We start from the raw sequence: 20,186 nt of genomic DNA, 5'->3' as shown, positions 1-20,186 counted from the left end.
AGACGTCGGTTCTCGCTTCCGGCCACCATTCTCAACCTTCCACTATGCTGGAAGGTCAAGTACAAGGAGGACGACATGCGGATCGGAGAACTGGCGCAAACGGCGGGCACGACTGCCAAGACGCTGCGATTCTACGAAGACCAGGGACTTCTGACTGCTGCGCGAACCGGATCGGGCTACCGCGACTACGGCCCGGAGGCTCTCGCCCGGCTCGACTTCATCCGTCGCGGCCAAGCCGCAGCGCTGACGCTTGCGCAGATCCGACAGATCCTCCAAATCCGCGACAGCGGGACGGCACCGTGCGAACACGTCCGGGAGGTCCTGGGGATGCGTTTGACCGAAGTCGATAGACAGATTGCCGAACTCGGTCGCCTGCGCGAGACCGTGGCCCAACTACATGCGGCAACAGAGGCCGTTGAGCCCGAGACGTGCCAGACGGATGCGATCTGCGTCTACCTCTAGCGATTCCGCGGCCTGGTTCGCCTGCTGAAGTCCGGTCACCGCGGAGCGGTCGCGCAGTTGGTCCATGGAGCCCAACGAGCCCGGCCCATCATCTGGTGCGGTGCCGATCCTGACGCCGGTGAAACTGGGGGCGCTGGCCGGCCTGGCTGGTCAAGGTGGTGTGCAACGCCGTTGCGGCTACCTCGGACTACGCTCCCCCGATCCGCGCACTCAACCAGTGGGTTCGAGTGATCGGTTGAAGCGCTCGTGCGCCTGCCGTGTGGCCGTCGGGCGCACAGCTGTTCTTCGGGCATGGTTCGGGTGCTGCGTAATGAGGCCGTCGGCATTGACCCCTGCTGCTATGTCGATAGGAAAGAGCATCGACGAGCCCATTGGAGTCCACCAGCTCAACGGTGCCGCATTCGGTTCCACCCTCGTGTAGGACCTGGATCATGTGCCAATTCGAGACAGGTCGCCCTGCTCTGGAAGCTCAAATCTTGCGGTCGGTTGTGGAGCCCCGGGCGGACCCGTCGGTCGGAGATGACACAAGAGCGCACCATTTCGGCGTTGGAGTTGACGCGCGGCCGCGGGTGGTCCACGCAGATTCCGAAGTCAGTGCTTGACCGATTGCGACCCGTGAGAAGTCGACTGAGCTGGTCCGCCTGAAAGTCGAGAACTGGCGACTTCACGAGGACCACGGGACCTGCGGAATGGGTCGATCTATTCTCGGGTGCCAAGAATCCAACTGAAGAACGCGACCAATGTTCCTCGGAGACTGGGCGCGTCAGTTCAATCTCGCGCGTTTGGATCGTGAATGAGCCCGAACGGCGCCCACCGGCTTGCCATGCAACGCAGGCAGTTGTCTGTTCGAGCCGATGCGGAAGTTTGAGTCTTCATTCGCGAGTCCGGAACCTCAGGCCGCCCAGATACGATGTCCATTAGTAGACCGAGAGTTGGTGAGCGATGGGCCCGCTGGAGACATCCGTGATGCAACGCCTGTGGGCTGTCGAGCAGCCCCAGACCGTGCGCGAGGTCCAGGAGTTCATTGCGGCCGACCGGACCATTGCCTACACGACCGTCATGACCGTGCTGGACAACCTCCACGGCAAGGGTTTCGTCACGCGTGAGCGTCAGGGGCGCGCCTACGTCTACAGCCCGCGCGAAACCCGGGAGGAGTACACCGCTTCATTGCTCGGCAACGCACTCGCCGACGGCGGGGACCGTCGGGGGGTGCTGATGCACTTCGTCGACCGCCTGGATGAGGAAGCCTTGGCGTCTTTGCGTCAACTCCTCCAGGAGTCGGGGAATGACCCCGAGGGCGTCCCATGAGCCATGCGGCGGGGTTCTTCGCCCTGGCAGGGGCGTTCATGCTGGCCGGCCACTTCGGGCTTGGTCGTGCTCGTTGGACTCATCGCTCCCCACGGCTCGCCATTGCGTTCTGGCAGGCCCTCGCGGGCGCGGTCGTAGTTTCCCTGCTGCTGGGGTCGATCTGCCTCGCTCTGCCGGGGTTCTCGCCGGTGGGCACCGCAGGAGAGATCCTTCACGCTTGCTTCGTCGAGCTTCGGCGACAGTACTCAACCCCGGCGGGAGTGGCGGTCAGCGCCGTTGGATTCGGACTGTTCTTCCTGGTGATGTGGCGCGTTGCCCGAGCACTCACGAGGCATCATCGCGAGGCGACTCTCGCCCGCCGCCAGCACCGTCGGGCTCTTGCTCTCGTCGAAAGCCCGCTCGGTCAGGACGTGGTCGTGCTCGATCACGGTTCCGCGGCTGTCTACTGCATCCCCGATGGGCGCAGGTCGCGCCGGGGGAAGATCATCGTGACCCGCGGGGCCACGGACCACCTGACCGCTAGACAGCTGGAGTTGGTCCTGCAACATGAGCGAGTTCACCTCGCCGCGCGTCACGATCGCCTGGTCCAACGGTCGCTGGCTCTCGCGGAGGCACTCCCCCTCCTGCCCTTCTTCGGCGTCGCACACCAAGAGATCGCCGATCTCGCGGAGATGCATGCTGACGACGGAATCGAGACCGAGGACGGCCCCGAACTTGCCTCAGCGCTGCTCCAACTCGCCGTCATGACCCCATCGCGGGTTCCCTCCGGCGCCTTGGCCGCCACAGGAGGCGCGACGCTGGCCCGGGCACGACGACTGGTCCGGCCGCAGCCGCCGCTCCGCCGGATGACCACTGGTCTGATCGTGGCGGCGATTGTGGGAACAGCTGCGGCGCCGGCGCTCCTGACCGCCTACTCGGGCGGGGAGGGCGGCTTCACCCACGCCTGCTGCAGTCGCCCCGCTCTCTTCTCCTGACTCAAGCGGCTGGCCGCCAGCACGCGGCATCTCGAGACACTTGAGCACCATGTACTATTCTCCTTAGTAGATGGGTCAACGTTCGTTCTCGACCGACTAGGGGTATGACCGTGGTGCGACAAGGGCCGATGGGTCCATGCGCTCGAGGTGCCGGTGAGCTCGGCGGGCTCCCATGATCGAACTGCAGGAAACCATCCTCTCCGGATCGCTGATCCTCGCAATGCTCGTGGCGGTGATCGCTGGGATCGTCTCCTTCTTCTCACCGTGCTCCCTCCCCCTCGTTCCTGCCTACCTCTCGTACGTCGCGGGAGTCGAGGGGCAGGAATCAACGGTGGCGCGCCAACTACGCGGCGAGGCTGCTCATGGCCGAGGGCGCACGCTGGTCGGCGCCGGACTGTTCGTGCTGGGATTCGCTGCCGTATTCACCAGTTACGGAGCGCTTTTCGGCATCCTCGGTTCCCAACTCGTTGAGCACCAGGACCAGATCATCCGCTGGTCCGGAGTCCTCACGGTGCTGATGGGCCTGGGCTTCGCGTTGTCCGGCTCGGGCCTTCGGTTCGTGAACAGGACCGTCCGACTCAAGTACCGGCCGCGCGTCGGCCTGGCCGGTGCCCCTCTACTCGGAATCGTCTTCGGAGTCGGGTGGACCCCCTGCATCGGACCCGCGCTCGCGGCGGTACTCGCTCTGGCCACGACGTCCGCCACCGCGGGACGCGGAGCAGGCCTCGCCTTCGCGTACAGCTTGGGCCTGGGGATCCCTTTCCTGATTGCCGCGTTCTCCGTGACCAACTGGATGCGACGCACCGCCTGGGCTCGCAAGCACTCCGCGAACATGGCTCGAGTCGGCGGCGGTTTCCTCATTGGTCTGGGCGTCCTGCAACTGACCGGATGGTGGTCAGAACTGATGGCCGCCACCCAAGGCTTTGTCGACACGTGGAATCCTCCGATCTGAAAGCGGTCCTGATCCGTGACTAGTCCATCTCGAACCCTCCACCGCACCAGGAAGAGGACTCTCGCATCACTCGCCGTCCTGGCGACGCTCGGCATTCTCGCGTGGTGGTGGTCCAGCAACGCGTCCACACCAACATCGGCCGCCAGAGCCGACGGAGGATCGATCATCGAGGAGTACGAATCGGAGGATCGCGTCCAGTCGCGGCCGTTCAACGCCCGCTTGCTCAGCGGGAAGACCATCGACACGGACACCTTGCGCGGCGAGGTGACCGTCTACAACGTGTGGGGTTCATGGTGCGTCCCCTGTGCGACCGAGGCACCTGACCTCGTCGAGGTCGCCAATCAATACGCCGATGCGGTGACATTCATGGGCATCAACGTTCGAGACAACGAGGCGGCGGCACGTGCCTTCGAACGCGATTACGAGATCCCGTACGACAGTGTGATCGCTCAGGACTCATCGACGGCGACATTGTCGTTCGGTGGAGCCCTGACGACTTCGGCGGTCCCCACGACGCTCGTGGTGGATCGCCGGGGCAGAGTTGCCGCTCGAGTCATTGGTCCGGCCACCGCTGCGACTCTGCGTAGCCTGCTCGAACCAGTACTCCAGGAGACGGACGGCGTCTCTTAATGGCGCAGAACCGACAGGTCACGACCCACCAGTTCCAGATGAAGAAAAGGATGCGCACACCGATGAAGAGACTGTTCTGTATCGCGATTCTCGGGATCCTCGTCTTGTCCGCTTGCGGCAGCCCATCAGCAGAACGTGGCGGGAACGAAGATGCGAAGGGCAACTCCGCTGACACGCAGCAGATCTTGGAGTCGTATGGGCTCGCCGGAAAATCTGCAGACGAGGTGATCAACGCGTTGGATCGCCTCCCGGTGGACCAGCGACCAACTGACCTGATGGCCTCGGTGAGAGCAGACGAGCTGATCCTCAGCGCGGGCGACAGTGAAGACAGCGTCCCGTTGGACCGTGACCGCTTCTACCTGTCCGCAGCACCCTTCATTTCGCAAACGCACGAGTGCTTCTTCCACTCGCTGACCACATGCAAGGGCGAGTTGGGTGACACCGAGGTACGCGCGAAGATCGTGGACAAGACCAACGACACGGTGATCGTGGACGAGGACGTCGAAACGTACTCGAACGGGTTCGTCGGCTTCTGGCTGCCGGCCGACATCGAGGGAACCATGTCGATTCGCCTGGGCGACAGGACAGGGACCGTTGACTTCACCACGAAGTCGGACGCACCCACGTGCTTGACAACGCTCAAACTCGTCTGACTCGATGTACCGCCTGGGGTGGTCCGAGTGATCGTTTTCGAGACCACCTCGATGGGACCGCTTCGCCGACTCCCGCCTGACATCTCGGCCGCGCCCACGAGCTTGGCCCCACGCATGGGGTCTTCACTTGTAGCCGTGAGCCTCGGGGGATTCCTGGCGGCATCGTCCTTCGAGCCACACGGATTCCGCATGGCGGCCCCTGTCGCGATGGCACTCCTGTGGTGGGCAATTCAACGCGAGTCTCGGAGCCGTGCGCTGCTACTGGGTCTGTGCTTCGGGCTCTCGTACATGTTGCCGATGCTCTGGTGGTTGGAGGCATCCATCGGCACGGCCGCGTGGCTGGCACTCGGTACGGCACAAGCTCTCTTCCTCGCGATCGCCAGCCTGGGCATCCGGATGGTCCGCGACGTGACTGCGGCGCCGCTGTGGGGCGGACTGATCTGGGTCAGCACGGAGATGGTGCGAAGCAACTGGCCCTTGGGCGGTATGCCCTGGGGGCGCTTGGGAGTCACCGCGATGGACACGGCGTGGGAGCCCGCCCTTGCTCACCTGGGCATCGCCGGAACCAGCCTGCTGGTCGCGACTTTCGGGTTCGGCGCGGCCCACCTTGTCCTGTTCCCCCGACGCGTCATGGTTCTGTGGCTCGTGATTCCCATGACCATCGGACTGGTCGCGGCCACACTTCCCTTCCACGTCCCCAGCGTTGGGTCCGCTCGAATCGCGGTGGTTCAAGGCGGGGTGCCGGGCGATGGAACTGACCTGATCGCACACCATCGGACCGTCACCCGCAATCATCTCGAGGCCACTCAGCGGCTGGCGAAGTCACTGACGGCGCAAGGGCGATCGGTGGACCTGGTGGTGTGGCCGGAGAACGCCACCTCCGTCGACCCGGCCGGGGACCCCGCCCTGAGTCAAGCCATTCGTGAAGCGGCAGTGGCTGTCGACGCGCCGGTGCTCGTCGGGGCGATCGTCGACGGTCCCCGTCCTGAGCAGGCGTTCAACCGGGGAGTCCTGTGGTCCTCCGATGGCATTCCCGTCGGTTCCTACACCAAAGCTAACCCGGTGCCGTTCGGCGAATACATCCCCTGGCGACCGATCATCGGTGACTGGTTCCCGCGCTTCGAGGAGATCCCTCGCGACATGCTGCCCGGGAACGGACAGGTGCCGTTGCAGGTCAACGGCGTGCCGGTTGCCGACGCGATCTGCTTCGACGTGACGTACGACGACGTGCTGCCGGCCCAAGTGAGAAGGGGCGCTCGCGTGGCCGTGGTGCAGACCAGCAACGCCACGTTCACCGGCACCGCTCAGCCGGCGCAACAGTTCGAGATCACTCGCGCTCGAGCCGTCGAACTGGGCAGGGACGTCGTGGTGGCATCAACCAACGGTGTCTCGGGGTTCATCTCAGCGGACGGCTCGGTCCTCGCACGGAATCAGGCCCGAGGCACCGAGGTGCTGGTCGAGACGGTGCAGCTTCGCGCTGGTCTCACTCCGGCGGTGCGCTTCCAGCAACAACGCACGCTGGCGATCGTCGGTGGCGGCATGGTCGGCCTGCTTCTCGCAGCATGGCGGTACGCGGCGTCGAGACGAGCCCGACGCGCCAGCGATCCCTCGTGAGGAGCGGCGCGCCGGGCTCCGCGCGTCTCGGGCCTCAGACTCCTGCGTAGGAGTGGAGTCCACCCACCCACATGTTGACGCCGATGAAGTTGAACAGGAACGCGATGTATCCCGCGATGCTGAACCAGGCGGCGCGTTTGCCCCGCCAGCCGGCGGTCGACTGGGCGTGGAGGTACGCGGCGTAGAACACCCAGGTGATGAAGGCCCAGGTCTCCTTCGGATCCCAGCCCCAGTAGCGTCCCCAGGCTGCTTCGGCCCACACCGCGCCGGCGATGACCGCGAACGTCCAGACGGGGAAGGCGAACACGATCAAACCGTAGGAAACGCGCTCCAGCATCTCGTCACGTTCGGGGTGACGCCCGGGCCGGACCAGCTGCACGGCCGAGGTCACGGCTGCGACGGTGAACGCTCCGCCCGAGACGATCGCGGCCCCGACGTGGATCGCCAGCCAGTACGAATCGAGAACGGGGATCAGAGCGTCGACGGGTGTGTACAGGACCGTGACCGCGCTTCCGAGAGTCACGAGTACCAGTCCGATCACCCAGATCCCCAGCCTGTGGAGCGGGTACCGGGACAGGCCCGCGACATAGGCTCCGAGAATCGCGGTCGAACCCACGATCGCGAACTCGTACATGTTTCCCCACGGCGCTCGCTCGGCCGCGATTCCGCGTGCCAGGACGGCGGCCGCATTGAGGACGAGACCCATCACGACCATGACCGACGCGATCCGCGCGGTCCGGTCGCTCCACGGCGGGCCCACCTCGGGCTCGTGCTCGAGGGCGTCTCCCGCCGCTGAGGACGAGGCGGCGGGTGTGGTCACTGGTTCCTGCGCGACGCCTCGCTGCCGTGTGGTGCGTTGAGCCATGCTGACCGCATAGAGGCAGAACGCCAACGCGAGGATCATCATGGTGGCGACGACAAGGTCGTCCGACAGCCGAGCCCAGGTCATGACGGGGTCCTTTCCAAGGATTCATTGAGGCTGAGTAGTTCTCGTTCAAGGCGGACCAGATCAGCGGGGGGAAGATCCCTGCGGGTCAGCGACTGGCCGGCGATCTCCACCGTGACCGTCGACCCGGAGTCAACGGCACGAACCCACACCCGCCTGCGACGCACGACCAGCGACGTCGTGAGGCCGACCATCAGGAAGATCGCCGCGACCAGCGAGATCTCCTTGCCCGGGTCATAGGCGATCTGGAAGTTGGCAAAACGTGACACGCCATCGAAGGTGATGCTGCCGGCTCCGTCGGGCAGCTCCAACGAGTCGCCCACCCGCATCTGCTTCTGGGCCACTTCCTCCATGCCGTCGAGCTCGATGGCGTACACCGACTGAGGAGCACCCCGGTCCATCCCGAGATCACCGGTGTAGGCAGTCAGGTCCAACCGCGGGGCAATCAAACCGGGGAACTGCGAGCGGTCGCCCTCATTGGTGGGAGCCGTCGGCAAGAAGAGACCCTCGAACCCGAGCTGTGTCGGCTGGGCGTTCGGCGCCTTGACGACTCCGTCGCTCGTGAAGTTGTTCTCGATCGGCAGGAAAATCACCGGACCGGCGAACACGACCTCACCCGTACCGTCGCGGACCGTGACGCGCGGCGCATAGCCGTGCCCCGTGAGGAACAACTTGGTCCCCTCGATGTCGAGAGGCTGATTGGGTTTGATGCTGGCGGACTTCTCGGTTCCGTCGGCCTGCAGGTAGGTCACCGTGGCGTCGAACTTGCGAGGCTCCCCCGCACGCGAACCGCTGAGGGCGAACTCGGCGTCCAAGCCGTCCAGGGTGACCGAGAACGGCGTCAGCTCATCGACGCGGGTGAGGGCCGACCGTGAGAACTCGTCGTAGGACGATTCGACGTTGGTGAAGGTGTCCCCGTCGGCGAGCGCCGCTCGACCTTCGAACCCGAGGAGCTTGCCACTGGCCATGCCCACCAGCAACAGCAACAACGAGAGGTGGAACATGAGGTTCCCGACCTCGCGGACGTAGCCCTTCTCCGCCCGTACTTCACCGGATTCCTGGACGACTCGGTAGCCGCGCCGCGAGAGAACCGCAGCCGCGCGCCGCAGCACCGAGTCGCGGTCCGCGTACACGGCCAACGCGCGATGACCTTCCATTCGCGACAAGCGGGTCGGGGCGCGCATCGGCTCCGCGCGACATTCCTGCCAGAGCTTCGCGCAGCGAGGCAGGACACAGCCGGTCATGGACACCAGCAACAGCAGGTACACCGCCGCGAACCACGGAGAAGCGTAGACGTCGAACAAGAAGAGACGGTCGAGCCACGGCGCCAACCTGGGATGGTCCCGGTAGAAACCTGGAACGGCCGCGGGGTTGGTCGCCACGCTCCGTTGCGGCAGGAACGACCCGGGGATCGCCGCCAGCGCGAGCAGGGCCAGCAGGATCACGGCGGTCCGCATCGACGTCAGTGTTCGCCACGCCCAGCGCCCCCAGCCCCAGCCGTAAGCCGTCGACGATCGTGAATCGAGGGTTGACCGTTCCATCACAGCGAGCGCTTCCGAACGACCATGAACCCACCCTACTATGTGACTTAGTAGACACGTTCGGGTCATCGACCTAGCGACACCGTTCGCTGTATGGTCAGCGCATGCTGACTATAGCCTCCCGGGTCAATGCGATGAACCGATTGGGCCGCGCCATGGCAGATCCCAATCGATCTCGGATCCTTCTCGCCCTGCTCGAGGAGCCAGGATTCCCTGCCGAGCTCGCCCGCCGGTTGAACCTGACCCGCACGAACGTCTCCAACCACCTCGCGTGCCTGCGCGGTTGCGGGATCATCGTCGCTGAACAGCAAGGTCGCCAGACCTACTACGAAATCGCCGACCCACATCTCGCGGCTGCGTTGACCTCACTGGTCTCGGTCACCTTGGCAGTTGACGAGAACGCGCCGTGCATCGACCCGGACTGTGCCGTTCCGAGCTGCTGCGAGGCGCGGACTGAGCTCGTCGGAGGTGGTGAGCAGTGAGCGCTGCGTGCGGTTGCGAAGCCCCCGAGAGTGTTCCCGCGAACCACGTCGAGGAGGGACAACCGTGGTGGCGTGACCTTGGCATCGCGGTGCCGGTCCTGTCGGGCGTGGCCTTCGCTGGCGGCCTGGTCCTCGCGTGGACCGGCCAGGACGAGATCGCCGACGGCGCCTTCTGGGTCGGGTTGTTGCTCGGCGGCTACACGTTCGTTCCGGGGGCGATCCGCAGCCTCATTCGGAGACGGACGGTCGGCATCGCCATGCTGATGACGATCAGCGCCGTCGGTGCGGTGATCCTCGGTTACGTCCAGGAGGCCGCGGCGCTTGCCTTCTTGTACTCGATCGCGGAGGCCCTCGAGGACAAGGCGATGGACCGAGCTCGTGGCGGGCTGCGTGCCCTCCTCAAACTTACTCCGACGACCGCGACGATCCTCCAGAACGGCACGCCGACAGAGATCTCGGCAGCTCAACTGGTCGCCGGTCAAGCCCTGCTGGTGCGACCCGGCGAACGCGTGGCGACGGACGGCGTGGTCAGGACCGGACGCTCCGGGCTGGACACCTCGGCGATCACCGGCGAGTCGATCCCGGTCGACGTCGGGCCCGGTGATCCAGTTCTGGCGGGCTCGATCAACACCTCCGGATCACTGGAGATCACCGCGACCGCGGACGGCACGGACAACTCGCTCACCACGATCGTCCACCTCGTCGAACAAGCCCAGGCACACAAGGGCGACCGCGCCCGATTGGCCGACACGATCGCTCGCCCCTTGGTGCCGGGGGTCATCGTCTTGGCCATACTGGTGGGCAGCCTCGGTGCTGTCCTCGGCGACCCGGAGACCTGGATCACCCGTGCCTTGGTGGTGCTGGTCGCGGCCAGCCCGTGCGCGCTGGCCATCGCGGTCCCGGTCACCGTCGTCTCGGCGATCGGCGCAGCCAGCCAGTTCGGCGTCATCATCAAGAGTGGGGCGGCATTCGAACAACTCGGCGCGATCCGCCACGTGGCGCTGGACAAGACCGGCACGCTGACTCGCAACGAACCCACCGTCGCGGCAGTGATCGCGAACGACCCGCACACCGAGGCTGACGTCCTCGCCATGGCGGCCGCTCTCGAACAGCACTCCACCCACCCCATCGCGACCGCCATCCTCGCCGCCGCCGATCGCGTCCCCCACGCCGGCGACGTGCGCGAACAGGCCGGTCAAGGGGTCACAGGGACGGTTGACGGCCACGCCGTTGCCGTCGGCAGCCCCCGCACGGTCCCGCCCGGCCGGTTCGCCTCGGACGTGGAGACCCTCGAACGCGAGGGGCAGACCTGCGTGCTGGTCACCATCGATGGTGTTCAGGTCGGCGTCATCGGCATCCGCGACGAGTTGCGCGACGAGGTCCCTGCCGTCATCCGGGCGCTCGAGAAGCAGGGCATCAGCGTTTCGATGCTGTCCGGCGACAACGCTCGCACGGCGGAGACACTCGCAGCGCTGGCAGGGATCCGTGACGTCCACGCGGAGCTCAGCCCCCAGGACAAGGCGCGCCTCGTGGCCGGGTTCGCGCGTACGAGACCGACCGCGATGATCGGCGACGGGATCAACGACGCTCCCGCGCTCGCCGGCGCCACCGTCGGCATCGCGATGGGCACGACAGGAGCCGATGCCGCGATCGAGTCAGCCGACGTGGCGTTCACCGGCCACGACCTGCGCCTCATCCCCCAGGCACTCCTGCACGCCAAGCGCGGACGGGACATCATCAACCAGAACATCGTCCTGTCGCTCCTGATCATCGCGGTGCTCCTACCGCTCGCCATCACCGGCGTGCTCGGGTTGGCCACCGTGGTCTTCGTGCACGAAGCCGCAGAAGTCGTCGTGATCGCCAACGGCCTGCGTGCCGCGCGGACTCCACGCGGCGCGCGATCACGCTTGGATGCCATTCCCGCTCGCGCCACGCGCGACGAGAACCTGGCGGTTCCCACACCCTGACGCCGCCGGCGGATCTTCAGAAAATCTTGACCTCGCTCCCCCGCCGGGCTTCATGTTCAGCCGGAAGACTCGATGAGTCATCCTGACACGAACAGATGGAGAAACCTGATGAAGAAGATGTTGGCCGCTTTCGCCCTGGTCACCACCATGGGTCTCGCGTTGTCCGCTTGTGGTGACTCCTCGGGCAACGACGCGGACGGCACGAGCGGGTCGTCGGGCCAGGCCGCGAAGTTCAATGATGCGGACGTCGAATTCGCGCAGCAGATGATCCCTCACCACGAGCAGGCGATCGAGATGGCCCAGGTCGCCGAGACACGCGCCGGCAGCGACGAAGTCAAGTCCTTGGCTGCGGACATCGAAGCCGCGCAGGGTCCCGAGATCGAGACCCTTGAGGGTTGGCTGGAGAGCTGGGGCGAAGAGGTGCCGTCCGGGGAGATGGACCACGGGGACATGAATGACGGATCCAGTGACGAAGGCGGCATGTCCGGGATGATGGACGAGGAGGACATGAAGTCTCTCGAGGATGCATCGGGCGCCGAGTTCGACCGCATGTTCCTGCAGATGATGATCGAGCACCACGAGGGTGCGGTCGCCATGGCCGAGACGGAAGTCCAGGACGGCGAGAATGCCGACGCGATCGCGATGGCACAGAAGGTGATCAGCGACCAGCAGGCTGAAATCGACCTGATGAACGGTCTCCTCGGGTCCTGACGCAGCGTTTTCGCAGCATCTCCACCATGTTTCCGACCTGACGTCGGAATGGATGCTGCAGCCGACTGGCGTGCCGCTGGGTCACTTCCCCCCCAACCCGGCGGCACGCCGCCCTTCCAGATCGAGCGAGGTCGTGACAGGTTCCCGAAGAAGGAGTCGCAGCGGAGCCGCCAGCCCGACGGCTCCGCGGGGACACCGGCGCCGTCGGCCTCAGCGCGCGCGTATGACCAGGACCGCACGGATAGGACTACCCGCGTTGGCCGCAGCCGTGGTTGCAACCGCTCTCCTCGTCCCTGACATCGGCAAAGGGCAGAAACAACTCTCCGATGACCCAGGTTCCAACGGTTCGGATGCTCGGTCGGAGTTGCCACGTGCCAGACCGTCGCCGTCGCGGCCGGAGGACCAGGTCGAGAGCCGGGGCAGCCGTTCCGTCCGACCACCCGCGCGGCGATCCACGGTCACGGACAAGCCGGTCAATGTCCCGGAGTCAGCGTCAGGCAGGTTCCAGATCGCACCTACGCCTTCTGCCCCGCGGAGATCCACGGCCACGACCATGACCTACCAAGTCGAAGTCGAGGAAGGCCTTTCCTTCGCGCCAGCGGGCTTCGCGCGAGCCGTGGACGCCACCCTCAGCGATCCCCGGGGGTGGGCGTCCCCTGGCCACGAATTCACTCGCGTGACGAACGATGCCTCAGTGAGGATCATTCTCGCGTCGCCACAGACGGCGGACGACCTGTGCGCTCCCCTGGACACTGGCGGTCGCCTCTCGTGCCGCAATGGGGACCGGGTCGTGATCAACGCCTGGCGCTGGGTGAATGGCGCCCCGTCCTACGGGAAGGACATCGGTGCCTATCGCCGGTACCTGATCAACCACGAGTTCGGCCATGCACTCGGCCTCCCCCACGCCGCGTGCCCAGCCAAGGGCGCGCCAGCTCCGGTCATGCTCCAACAGACCAAGACCCTCGATGGGTGCCGGGCCAATGCGTGGCCGGCCGGGGTCGATCGACCCTGAGGCACACTGTGGACGCTCGCGCTGTCCGACCAGATTGGTGGCCTTAAGCGGTCAGAAACAACACTCCACACGGCCTCAGCGTCCGCTGCGGGGCCCGCACGGCTGAGAGGCCTTCTCGACGGGCCGCGAGTCGTCGTCCTCGTCAGCCTCGCCATGCATTCCAGGCATGAGGAACAGCATCATCAGCGGGCAAGCGAGCAGGAGGATGAGCAAGACTCCCGAGGGTGGCGCACCCATGGCGAACGCACCGACCAGCACGGCCGCACTTACCGCGACGAACCACACCAGCGTGCCAATGAACCGGTTCATGTCGAACTCCACTCCCTGGGACGAACCACCCCAGCATCCGCTCCCCGACTCCTGATTGGGGCGCTGATTCCGTGAAGGTTCGCTGAAGATCCCGCTTCGTGAATCGGCCGGGTGCTGCTGGTCCTTGCTCGACAACACGCACAAGTGCGGCCACGCTGCCACGTTCGTTGTACGAAGTCCCATTGCCCGGGAGTGAAAGGCCGAGCCGGTCTCGCTGAAATCTTCAGGGAAGCTTCATTGCGCGATGAACATTCCGACACATGCTTCGTGTTGGCTCTATAGGGATTTCAGCAAGCGAGCCGGAGATGACCTGCATGACGCCACGAGCCGGCCACGCCGGAGAGTTCACTCTTACCGTCCACGACAGAAGGGCGTCACGTGAGTAACACCCGCCGCGCCTGTGTGGCCGTTGCCGTATCCGCCGCACTCGCGTCCCTGCTCGCGGCCTGCGGCACGGTATCCCCAAAGATCGAGTCCACGTCCGGCAATGCCATGGGGCACGTTCACGGCCTGGGAACCGACCCCGCCGACGGGACTCTGTTCGTGGCATCTCATCTGGGCCTGTTCATCGTGGAGGAAGGGTCGCCACCGCAGCGGGTCGGGGAAGCTTGGCACGACCTCATGGGATTCTCGGTGGTCGGTCCCGGGCATTTCGTCGCGAGTGGTCACCCGGACCTGGCAAGCGACCTGCCCAAGCATCTCGGTCTGATGGAGTCCATCGACGCGGGAAAGACATGGCGGCAGGTGTCCCTGGCGGGAAAGGCAGACTTCCACGCACTCGATGGCACTGACTCTCGGCTGGCGGGCTACAACAGCGTTTCCGGACAGCTGCTTCTCACGAGCGACCGTACGAACTGGATCACGATCGATGAACGTCCGGTGATTGACGTCGCCACCGATCTCGACTCGACCGACCTCTTCGTGACGACCCCGTCCGGCGGATTGATTCGTTATCCCGCGAGCGATGGAGCTCGCGCGCGGACCGTCGTCGCACCGTCCTTGGCGTACATCGATGGGGGCCAGGACGGTCTCGTCGTGGGCATTGCAGCTACTGGACGTGTTCATGTGAGTCGGGACGGCGGTGAGAGCTGGAGAGCAGGAGGTGCGCTCCCGGACTCCCCGGAGGCACTCGAAGTGACGCCGGATCGCTGGTACGCAGCCGCGGGTGGTGCCGTCTTCGAATCGACGACCTCAGGTGCCACGTGGAGTCGCCTCACCTAGCAGTCATGGCCCCTCCGATCGCGACTGGCGGTCCAGGACACCTACATGCCCTGGGCAAGAAGCTCGTGAGCGAATGGTCCGCCTACCGGACGGGTACTGATCACGGGAGGGCGGTTCCCACCGGTCGTCAGATGCAGGTCACCCGCCACCACCATTTCGAAGAGGAGGAACCATGGTTCACAAGAAGATGCTGGATGCTTACCCGAAGGATCTGGGTCAGATCGACAAGCAGAAGTTGGCCGAGTGCATCGCAGCCTGCTTCGAATGCGCCCAAGCCTGCACGGCTTGTGCTGACGCGTGCCTGGCCGAGGACATGGTCGCCGAATTGACGACATGCATCCGCACCAATCTGGACTGCTCCGACATCTGCGTTGCGACAGGCAACATGCTATCGAGGCGCACTGGATACGACGCCGATGTGACCCGAGCGTTCTTGGAAGCCTGTGCCGCCGCGTGCGAGGCCTGTGGCGACGAGTGTGAGAGTCACGCCAGCATGCACGCGCACTGCCGCATCTGCGCCGAGGCCTGCCGCCGGTGCGAGGAAGCCTGTCGCGACCTCCTCGCCAGTCTGGGCTGAGGCACAAGCTCTCTCAGGACGCCCGCTGCATCTCCGAACGCTGGGTGGGATCGTTCTCGGGCTGCTGTCCGGGCAACCGCAGTCGCTTGAGCAGCAGCGCGTTGACTGCCACCAGCAAGCTGGAGCCGGACATCGACAAGGCGGCGACCTCGGGCCTCAGGACCAGGCCGAAGGACGGTTGGAAGACACCTGCCGCGATGGGTAGCGCGATCGCGTTGTATCCCACCGCCCAACCGAGATTCTGACGCATCTTGCGCAGTGTGCCTCGGCCGATCGTCAGCGCCACGGGGACGTCCAGCGGGTCCGACCTCATGAGAACGACGTCTGCGGCGTCGATCGCGACGTCGGTACCCGCGCCAACCGCGATGCCGACGTCTGCCTGCACGAGAGAAGGCGAGTCGTTGACTCCGTCACCGACCATCGCCACGGTGCGCCCCTGCGCCTGCAGTTGCTTGACCTGGTGTGCCTTGTCCTCGGGCAGGACGTCCGCGATGACGTCGTCGATGCCCAACTCCTCGGCGATCCGCTCGGCGGTCGCACGGTTGTCGCCGGTGAGCATGGCGACCCTGATGCCTGCCTCGTGAAGTGCGGAGATCGCGGCGGCGGACGTCTCGCGGACCGCGTCGGCGATGCCGATCACCGCGACGACCCGATCATCGACGGCAACGAACACCGCCGTGCGGCCGCCGGCGGCGATCTCGTCGCGCTGAGCACCCAGGTCACCGATGGTGATCGCTTCGGATTCCATGAGGCGACGGTTGCCGATGGCGATCTGGTGGCCGTCGACCTCGGCGAGGGCGCCGATGCCCGTGACGTTGCGGAATCCGGTGGCGCGCAAGCGCGGCACATCGGTTGCATCGACGTGGCGCACGACGGCCTGAGCGAGAGGATGTTCGGACTCTCGTTCGAGTGCGCCCGCGAGCGCCAGGACCCGATCGCGATCGAAGTCGACAATGACGTCCGTGACCTCGGGCTCCCCCTTGGTGAGGGTGCCGGTCTTGTCGAAGACGACGGTGTCGACGCGCGCGGAGCTCTCGATGGCGGTGGCGTTCTTGAACAGGATCCCGCGCTTCGCGCCGAGGCCGGAGCCGACCATGATCGCTGTCGGCGTGGCGAGTCCGAGGGCATCGGGGCAGGTGATCACGACCACGGTGATGGCGAACAGCAGCGCAGTCTGCACGCTTGCGCCGGCAGCGAGCCAGACCAGGAAGGTGCCGACTCCACCGACCAGTGCGACCAGGACGAGCCAAAATGCGGCCCGGTCCGCGAGTCGCTGTCCCGGCGCTTTGGAGTTCTGCGCCTGCTGCACCAGCGCGACGATCTGTGCCAAAGCGGTGTCAGCGCCCACCTTGGTGGCGCGTACCCGGATGGTGCCGCTGGCGTTGATGGTGGCGCCGATGACCCGATCGCCGGGCCCCTTGTGCACCGGGAGGCTCTCGCCGGTGACCATGGACTCGTCGACCTCCGACTCGCCCTCTTCGACGGTGCCGTCAGTGGCGATCTTCGCCCCCGGCCGGATCAGGAGAAGGTCATCGACCTCGACCTCGGAGGTGGGAACTTCGACCGGTTCGTCGTCGCGGAGAACGACCGCCAACGGTGGAGCCAGGTCAAGCAACGTACGGATCGCGTCATTGGCGCCGCCTCGTGCCCGCATCTCGAACCAATGGCCGAGCAACACGAACACGGTGAGCATGACAACGGCCTCGTAGAAGACCTCACCGCCCCCAGTGACGGTGACTCCGAGGGAGTACAGCCAGCCGGCTCCGACGGCCACGGCCACCAGCACCATCATGTCCAGCGTCTTGGCCCGGAGCGCCCGCCAGGCGCCGTCGAAGAAGATCCAGGCCGAGTAGAAGATCACCGGCAGGGACAGGATCAAGGCGAAGATGTCATCGCGCATCCCGAACGGAGCGGCCGCGTCGAAGCCGAGCATGTCCCGCCCCATCGGCGAATACAGCGTGATGGGTACCGCGAGCAGCAGGGCGACCAGGAATCGGTTGCGCATTTCGCGAACCATGTCAGCCATCGACATCGTCCCGTGACCGCCGTGGCCCATCGCATCATGCGGTGACGAGATCGGCGAAGCCGCGCCTGCGTGGCTGCTGCCCGCGTCGTGACCGTCGTGCTGGAGCTCGTGGTGGTGCTCGGCGTGCTCGTCACGGCCAGGCTCGAGCATCGGATCGCACACATGATTGGGAACCGACTGTCCCGCGCAGTGGAATCCGCATTCGCGCACCCAGTCCCGCAGATCGCTCACGCTGGTGCGCTTCGGGTCATAGGTGACGGTGGCCGTCTGGGCGACCGGGTTGGCATCGACGGAGAGCACCCCGGGCCGGCGCGACAGCATCGCTTCGGCGACGTTCTTGCTGGACGCCCACTGGACCCCAGAGACCTCGATGATGGCGGTGGTACCCCCGTCACGCTGCGCGTGATGGTCGCGGTGGCCGCTCGTGTGCTGGTGCGTCGTCATCGTCCTGCCTCCACATGGGAAAGGTTGGTCTTGCTTGAGTCAAGGCGAGCGTGCGACGTCTCGGCTGTCTGCGTCGAGACGGGCTGGAAGCGCCGCAGTCGCAAACTGTTCGACACGACGAACACCGAGGAGAACGCCATGGCAGCGCCGGCGATCAGCGGGTTGAGCAGACCGAGCGCGGCCAGGGGCAGCGCCGCAACGTTGTAGGCGAAGGCCCAGAACAGGTTGCTCTTGATGGTCCGCAGCGTGCGCCGAGAGAGCCGGATCGCGTCAACGGCGGCGCGCAGGTCGCCGCGAACGAGAGTGAGGTCGGAAGCCTCGATGGCGGCGTCGGTGCCGGTGCCCATGGCGATGCCCAGGTTGGAGGTGGCCAGTGCCGCGGCGTCGTTGACGCCGTCTCCCACCATGGCGACCGTGCGGCCCTCGCGCTGCAAACGCTCGACAGTGGCGACCTTCTCAGCGGGGAGGACCTCGGCGATCACCTGCTCGATGCCCACCTCGGCGGCGACGGCACGGGCAGCGCGTTCGTTGTCACCGGTGAGCAGAATCGGCTCGAGTCCCAGCTCCTTGAGCTCGGCCACGGCCTGCGCACTCGTGGGCTTGATCGCGTCGGAGACCACGACGACCCCGCGGGCCGCTCCGTCCCAGCCAGCGGCGATCACGGTCCGGCCTTGCTGTTCCGCGGCCTCGACCACTCCCGCCAGGCTCGCGTCGAGGGGTTGGTTCCACTCTCGGGCCAGCCAGCCGGGGCGGCCGGCCACGACCGCGTGGCCGTCGACCACCCCGGCGACGCCGAGGCCTTGGGTCGAGGAGAATCCCTCGACATCGGGCAGCTGCGACTCGAGTCGTTGGCTGGCCCCGGTGGCAATGGCCTGACCGATGGGGTGTTCCGAGGCGTTCTCGAGGGCACCGACCAGCCGGAGCAGATCGGCACTGTTCACACCATCGGCGGGGACCACATCGACCAGTTCCATCCTTCCGGTGGTCACGGTGCCGGTCTTGTCCAGGACGATCGTGTCGACCACCCGAGTGGACTCGAGCACCTCCGGGCCCTTGATGAGCACGCCGAGTTGGGCACCGCGGCCGGTCCCGACGAGCAGTGCGGTGGGGGTCGCGAGACCGAGGGCGCAGGGGCAGGCGATGATCAGCACCGCCACCGCGGCGGTGAATGCGGCGGTGACGCTGTGACCAGTCAGCAGCCAAGCGGTGAGCGTGACCAAGGAGAGCACGAGCACGATGGGCACGAATACGGCCGAGACACGGTCGGCGAGTCGCTGGACCTGCGCCTTGCCGTTCTGGGCGTCCTCGACCAGCCGTGCCATCTGGGCGAGTTGGGTGTCGGCTCCGACGCGGGCGGCCCGGACCACCAGACGTCCGCCGGCGTTCACCGTGGCGCCCACGACGACATCACCGGGCCCGACCTCGACGGGGACCGACTCGCCCGTGAGCATGGACGCGTCGATTGCCGATGTACCGTCCTCGACGACGCCATCGGTGGCGATCTTCTCGCCCGGGCGCACCAGGAACCGGTCGCCGACCTCAAGTTGGCCCACCGGCACGCGCACCTCCGTGCCGCCGCGCAGGACGGCAACGTCCTTGGCGCCCATGTCGAGCAGGGCGCGTAAAGCCGCTCCAGACTGGCGCTTGGCTCGAGCCTCGAAGTAGCGGCCCGCAATGATGAAGGTGGTCACCGCCGCCGCGACCTCCAGGTAGATGTGGACGTCAGCTTCACCATCCGGGAAGAGGTCGAACGGCATCCGCATGCCAGTCATCCCGGCGTGGGTGAACAGCAGCGCCCACAACGACCAGAGCCACGCGGCGGTGACTCCGACGGAAATGAGGGTGTCCATGGTCGCCGCGCCGTGGCGCGCGTTGGTCACCGCGGCACGGTGGAACGGGGCCGCCCCCCAGACGACCACGGGTGAGGCCAGCGTCAGTGAGATCCACTGCCAGTTGTCGAACTGCAACGCCGGAATCATCGACATCGCCAGGACCGGGACGGAGAGCACGGTTGAGACGATCAGGCGCTGTCGCCAGCTCGCGGCCTCCAGATCCCGGTGGTCCGTCTGCGCGTCGGTCGAAGGGTCGTCACCGCTGGCCGCCTGAGTGGGCACGGTCGCGGTGTACCCGGTGGCCTCCACCACGCTGACAAGATCGGCAGGGGTGAGCGTCGTCGGATAACTGACCTTGGCCTTTTCGGTGGCGTAGTTGACCGTGGCCGACACACCCTCGACCTTGTTCAGCTTCTTTTCGATCCGCGCGGCGCAGGAGGCACAGGTCATCCCGCCGATGGCGAGCTCGACGTCGTGCAGCGCGTCGACCGTAGGGGTTGGTTGTGCCATGACTGTGTCTCCTGC

18 protein-coding genes are annotated in these 20,186 nt (G+C 66.0%); 13 read left to right on the top strand and 5 right to left on the bottom strand.

What is annotated here, in order from left to right:
• The first annotated feature begins 75 nt into the window (after positions 1–75).
• The 7 genes from ACT26F_RS04305 to lnt all read left to right on the top strand — a co-directional run bounded on the left by ACT26F_RS04305 (position 76) and on the right by lnt (position 6,593).
• Positions 76–462 carry a heavy metal-responsive transcriptional regulator gene (locus ACT26F_RS04305; protein WP_471669252.1) on the top strand — a complete coding sequence of 129 codons (387 nt, stop codon included), beginning with the start codon at positions 76–78 and terminating at the stop codon, positions 460–462.
• Positions 463–1,404: 942 nt separating this feature from the next.
• A complete protein-coding gene (locus ACT26F_RS04300) occupies positions 1,405–1,770 on the top strand; it encodes a BlaI/MecI/CopY family transcriptional regulator (protein ID WP_471669251.1) in 366 nt (121 codons plus the stop codon).
• Complete coding sequence (locus ACT26F_RS04295) at positions 1,767–2,744, top strand: M56 family metallopeptidase (RefSeq protein ID WP_471669250.1); 978 nt, start codon at positions 1,767–1,769, stop codon at positions 2,742–2,744. Before ACT26F_RS04300 ends, ACT26F_RS04295 begins: the two co-directional genes overlap by 4 nt.
• Before the next feature lie 172 nt (positions 2,745–2,916).
• The gene (locus tag ACT26F_RS04290; protein WP_471669249.1) at positions 2,917–3,696 is read left to right on the top strand and encodes a cytochrome c biogenesis CcdA family protein; all 780 of its coding nucleotides are present in this window, start codon (positions 2,917–2,919) and stop codon (positions 3,694–3,696) included.
• A 15-nt stretch (positions 3,697–3,711) separates the two neighbouring features.
• A complete protein-coding gene (locus ACT26F_RS04285; RefSeq protein WP_471669248.1) occupies positions 3,712–4,326 on the top strand; it encodes a TlpA family protein disulfide reductase in 615 nt (204 codons plus the stop codon).
• A gap of 62 nt (positions 4,327–4,388) precedes the next feature.
• The gene (locus ACT26F_RS04280; RefSeq protein WP_471669247.1) at positions 4,389–4,979 is read left to right on the top strand and encodes a CueP family metal-binding protein; all 591 of its coding nucleotides are present in this window, start codon (positions 4,389–4,391) and stop codon (positions 4,977–4,979) included.
• Positions 4,980–5,030: 51 nt separating this feature from the next.
• Entirely contained in the window at positions 5,031–6,593 is a 1,563-nt protein-coding gene (gene lnt / locus ACT26F_RS04275) for an apolipoprotein N-acyltransferase (protein WP_471671648.1), read from the top strand.
• Positions 6,594–6,627: 34 nt separating this feature from the next.
• Here the strand turns inward: lnt and ccsA are convergent, their stop codons facing one another.
• Both ccsA and resB read right to left on the bottom strand, forming a co-directional pair.
• Positions 6,628–7,542, bottom strand: a complete 915-nt coding sequence (gene ccsA / locus ACT26F_RS04270) for a cytochrome c biogenesis protein CcsA (protein WP_471669246.1) — start codon at positions 7,540–7,542, stop codon at positions 6,628–6,630.
• Positions 7,539–8,996 carry a cytochrome c biogenesis protein ResB gene (resB, locus tag ACT26F_RS04265; protein ID WP_471669245.1) on the bottom strand — a complete coding sequence of 486 codons (1,458 nt, stop codon included), beginning with the start codon at positions 8,994–8,996 and terminating at the stop codon, positions 7,539–7,541. The genes ccsA and resB overlap by 4 nt, the downstream gene beginning before the upstream one ends.
• 188 nt (positions 8,997–9,184) lie before the next feature.
• Here resB and cmtR point away from each other — a divergent pair, with 188 nt between their 5' ends.
• The 4 genes from cmtR to ACT26F_RS04245 all read left to right on the top strand — a co-directional run bounded on the left by cmtR (position 9,185) and on the right by ACT26F_RS04245 (position 13,252).
• On the top strand, positions 9,185–9,562 hold the full coding sequence (cmtR, locus tag ACT26F_RS04260; protein ID WP_471669244.1) for a Cd(II)/Pb(II)-sensing metalloregulatory transcriptional regulator CmtR: 378 nt from the start codon (positions 9,185–9,187) through the stop codon (positions 9,560–9,562).
• Complete coding sequence (locus ACT26F_RS04255) at positions 9,559–11,529, top strand: heavy metal translocating P-type ATPase (RefSeq protein WP_471669243.1); 1,971 nt, start codon at positions 9,559–9,561, stop codon at positions 11,527–11,529. The genes cmtR and ACT26F_RS04255 overlap by 4 nt, the downstream gene beginning before the upstream one ends.
• Before the next feature lie 108 nt (positions 11,530–11,637).
• Positions 11,638–12,240, top strand: coding sequence for a DUF305 domain-containing protein (locus ACT26F_RS04250; protein ID WP_471669242.1), 603 nt, complete (start codon positions 11,638–11,640; stop codon positions 12,238–12,240).
• Positions 12,241–12,292: 52 nt separating this feature from the next.
• On the top strand, positions 12,293–13,252 hold the full coding sequence (locus ACT26F_RS04245) for a DUF3152 domain-containing protein (RefSeq protein ID WP_471669241.1): 960 nt from the start codon (positions 12,293–12,295) through the stop codon (positions 13,250–13,252).
• 75 nt (positions 13,253–13,327) lie between these two features.
• On the opposite strand, the gene ACT26F_RS04240 is transcribed toward ACT26F_RS04245, so the two are convergent.
• Positions 13,328–13,561, bottom strand: a complete 234-nt coding sequence (locus tag ACT26F_RS04240) for a DUF2933 domain-containing protein (RefSeq protein WP_471669240.1) — start codon at positions 13,559–13,561, stop codon at positions 13,328–13,330.
• A 378-nt stretch (positions 13,562–13,939) separates the two neighbouring features.
• Here ACT26F_RS04240 and ACT26F_RS04235 point away from each other — a divergent pair, with 378 nt between their 5' ends.
• Together ACT26F_RS04235 and ACT26F_RS04230 are read left to right on the top strand one after the other, a co-directional pair.
• A complete protein-coding gene (locus tag ACT26F_RS04235) occupies positions 13,940–14,782 on the top strand; it encodes a F510_1955 family glycosylhydrolase (RefSeq protein WP_471669239.1) in 843 nt (280 codons plus the stop codon).
• Positions 14,783–14,954: 172 nt separating this feature from the next.
• On the top strand, positions 14,955–15,359 hold the full coding sequence (locus ACT26F_RS04230) for a four-helix bundle copper-binding protein (protein WP_471669238.1): 405 nt from the start codon (positions 14,955–14,957) through the stop codon (positions 15,357–15,359).
• A 13-nt stretch (positions 15,360–15,372) separates the two neighbouring features.
• Here ACT26F_RS04230 and ACT26F_RS04225 read toward each other — a convergent pair whose 3' ends face one another.
• Positions 15,373–17,829 (bottom strand): heavy metal translocating P-type ATPase, encoded by a 2,457-nt coding sequence (locus ACT26F_RS04225; protein WP_471669237.1) that lies wholly within the window; start codon positions 17,827–17,829, stop codon positions 15,373–15,375.
• A complete protein-coding gene (locus ACT26F_RS04220; protein WP_471669236.1) occupies positions 17,826–20,171 on the bottom strand; it encodes a heavy metal translocating P-type ATPase in 2,346 nt (781 codons plus the stop codon). The genes ACT26F_RS04225 and ACT26F_RS04220 overlap by 4 nt, the downstream gene beginning before the upstream one ends.
• Between the last annotated feature and the right edge of the window lie 15 nt (positions 20,172–20,186).

This window comes from Aeromicrobium sp. SP1, assembly GCF_055663785.1.
This window is presented reverse-complemented; position numbering and strand designations above follow the sequence as displayed.

Excerpts from the sequence above, each read along its gene's own strand:
- ccsA (WP_471669246.1), bottom strand. The coding sequence starts at position 7,542 with ATGACCTGGGCTCGGCTGTCGGACGACCTTGTCGTCGCCACCATGATG.
- ACT26F_RS04295 (WP_471669250.1), top strand. The coding sequence starts at position 1,767 with ATGAGCCATGCGGCGGGGTTCTTCGCCCTGGCAGGGGCGTTCATGCTG.
- ACT26F_RS04250 (WP_471669242.1), top strand. The coding sequence starts at position 11,638 with ATGAAGAAGATGTTGGCCGCTTTCGCCCTGGTCACCACCATGGGTCTC.
- resB (WP_471669245.1), bottom strand. The coding sequence starts at position 8,996 with ATGCGGACCGCCGTGATCCTGCTGGCCCTGCTCGCGCTGGCGGCGATC.
- cmtR (WP_471669244.1), top strand. The coding sequence starts at position 9,185 with ATGCTGACTATAGCCTCCCGGGTCAATGCGATGAACCGATTGGGCCGC.
- ACT26F_RS04240 (WP_471669240.1), bottom strand. The coding sequence starts at position 13,561 with ATGAACCGGTTCATTGGCACGCTGGTGTGGTTCGTCGCGGTAAGTGCG.
- ACT26F_RS04245 (WP_471669241.1), top strand. The coding sequence starts at position 12,293 with ATGCTGCAGCCGACTGGCGTGCCGCTGGGTCACTTCCCCCCCAACCCG.
- ACT26F_RS04220 (WP_471669236.1), bottom strand. The coding sequence starts at position 20,171 with ATGGCACAACCAACCCCTACGGTCGACGCGCTGCACGACGTCGAGCTC.
- ACT26F_RS04305 (WP_471669252.1), top strand. The coding sequence starts at position 76 with ATGCGGATCGGAGAACTGGCGCAAACGGCGGGCACGACTGCCAAGACG.
- lnt (WP_471671648.1), top strand. The coding sequence starts at position 5,031 with ATGGGACCGCTTCGCCGACTCCCGCCTGACATCTCGGCCGCGCCCACG.
- ACT26F_RS04230 (WP_471669238.1), top strand. The coding sequence starts at position 14,955 with ATGGTTCACAAGAAGATGCTGGATGCTTACCCGAAGGATCTGGGTCAG.
- ACT26F_RS04290 (WP_471669249.1), top strand. The coding sequence starts at position 2,917 with ATGATCGAACTGCAGGAAACCATCCTCTCCGGATCGCTGATCCTCGCA.
- ACT26F_RS04280 (WP_471669247.1), top strand. The coding sequence starts at position 4,389 with ATGAAGAGACTGTTCTGTATCGCGATTCTCGGGATCCTCGTCTTGTCC.
- ACT26F_RS04300 (WP_471669251.1), top strand. The coding sequence starts at position 1,405 with ATGGGCCCGCTGGAGACATCCGTGATGCAACGCCTGTGGGCTGTCGAG.
- ACT26F_RS04225 (WP_471669237.1), bottom strand. The coding sequence starts at position 17,829 with ATGACGACGCACCAGCACACGAGCGGCCACCGCGACCATCACGCGCAG.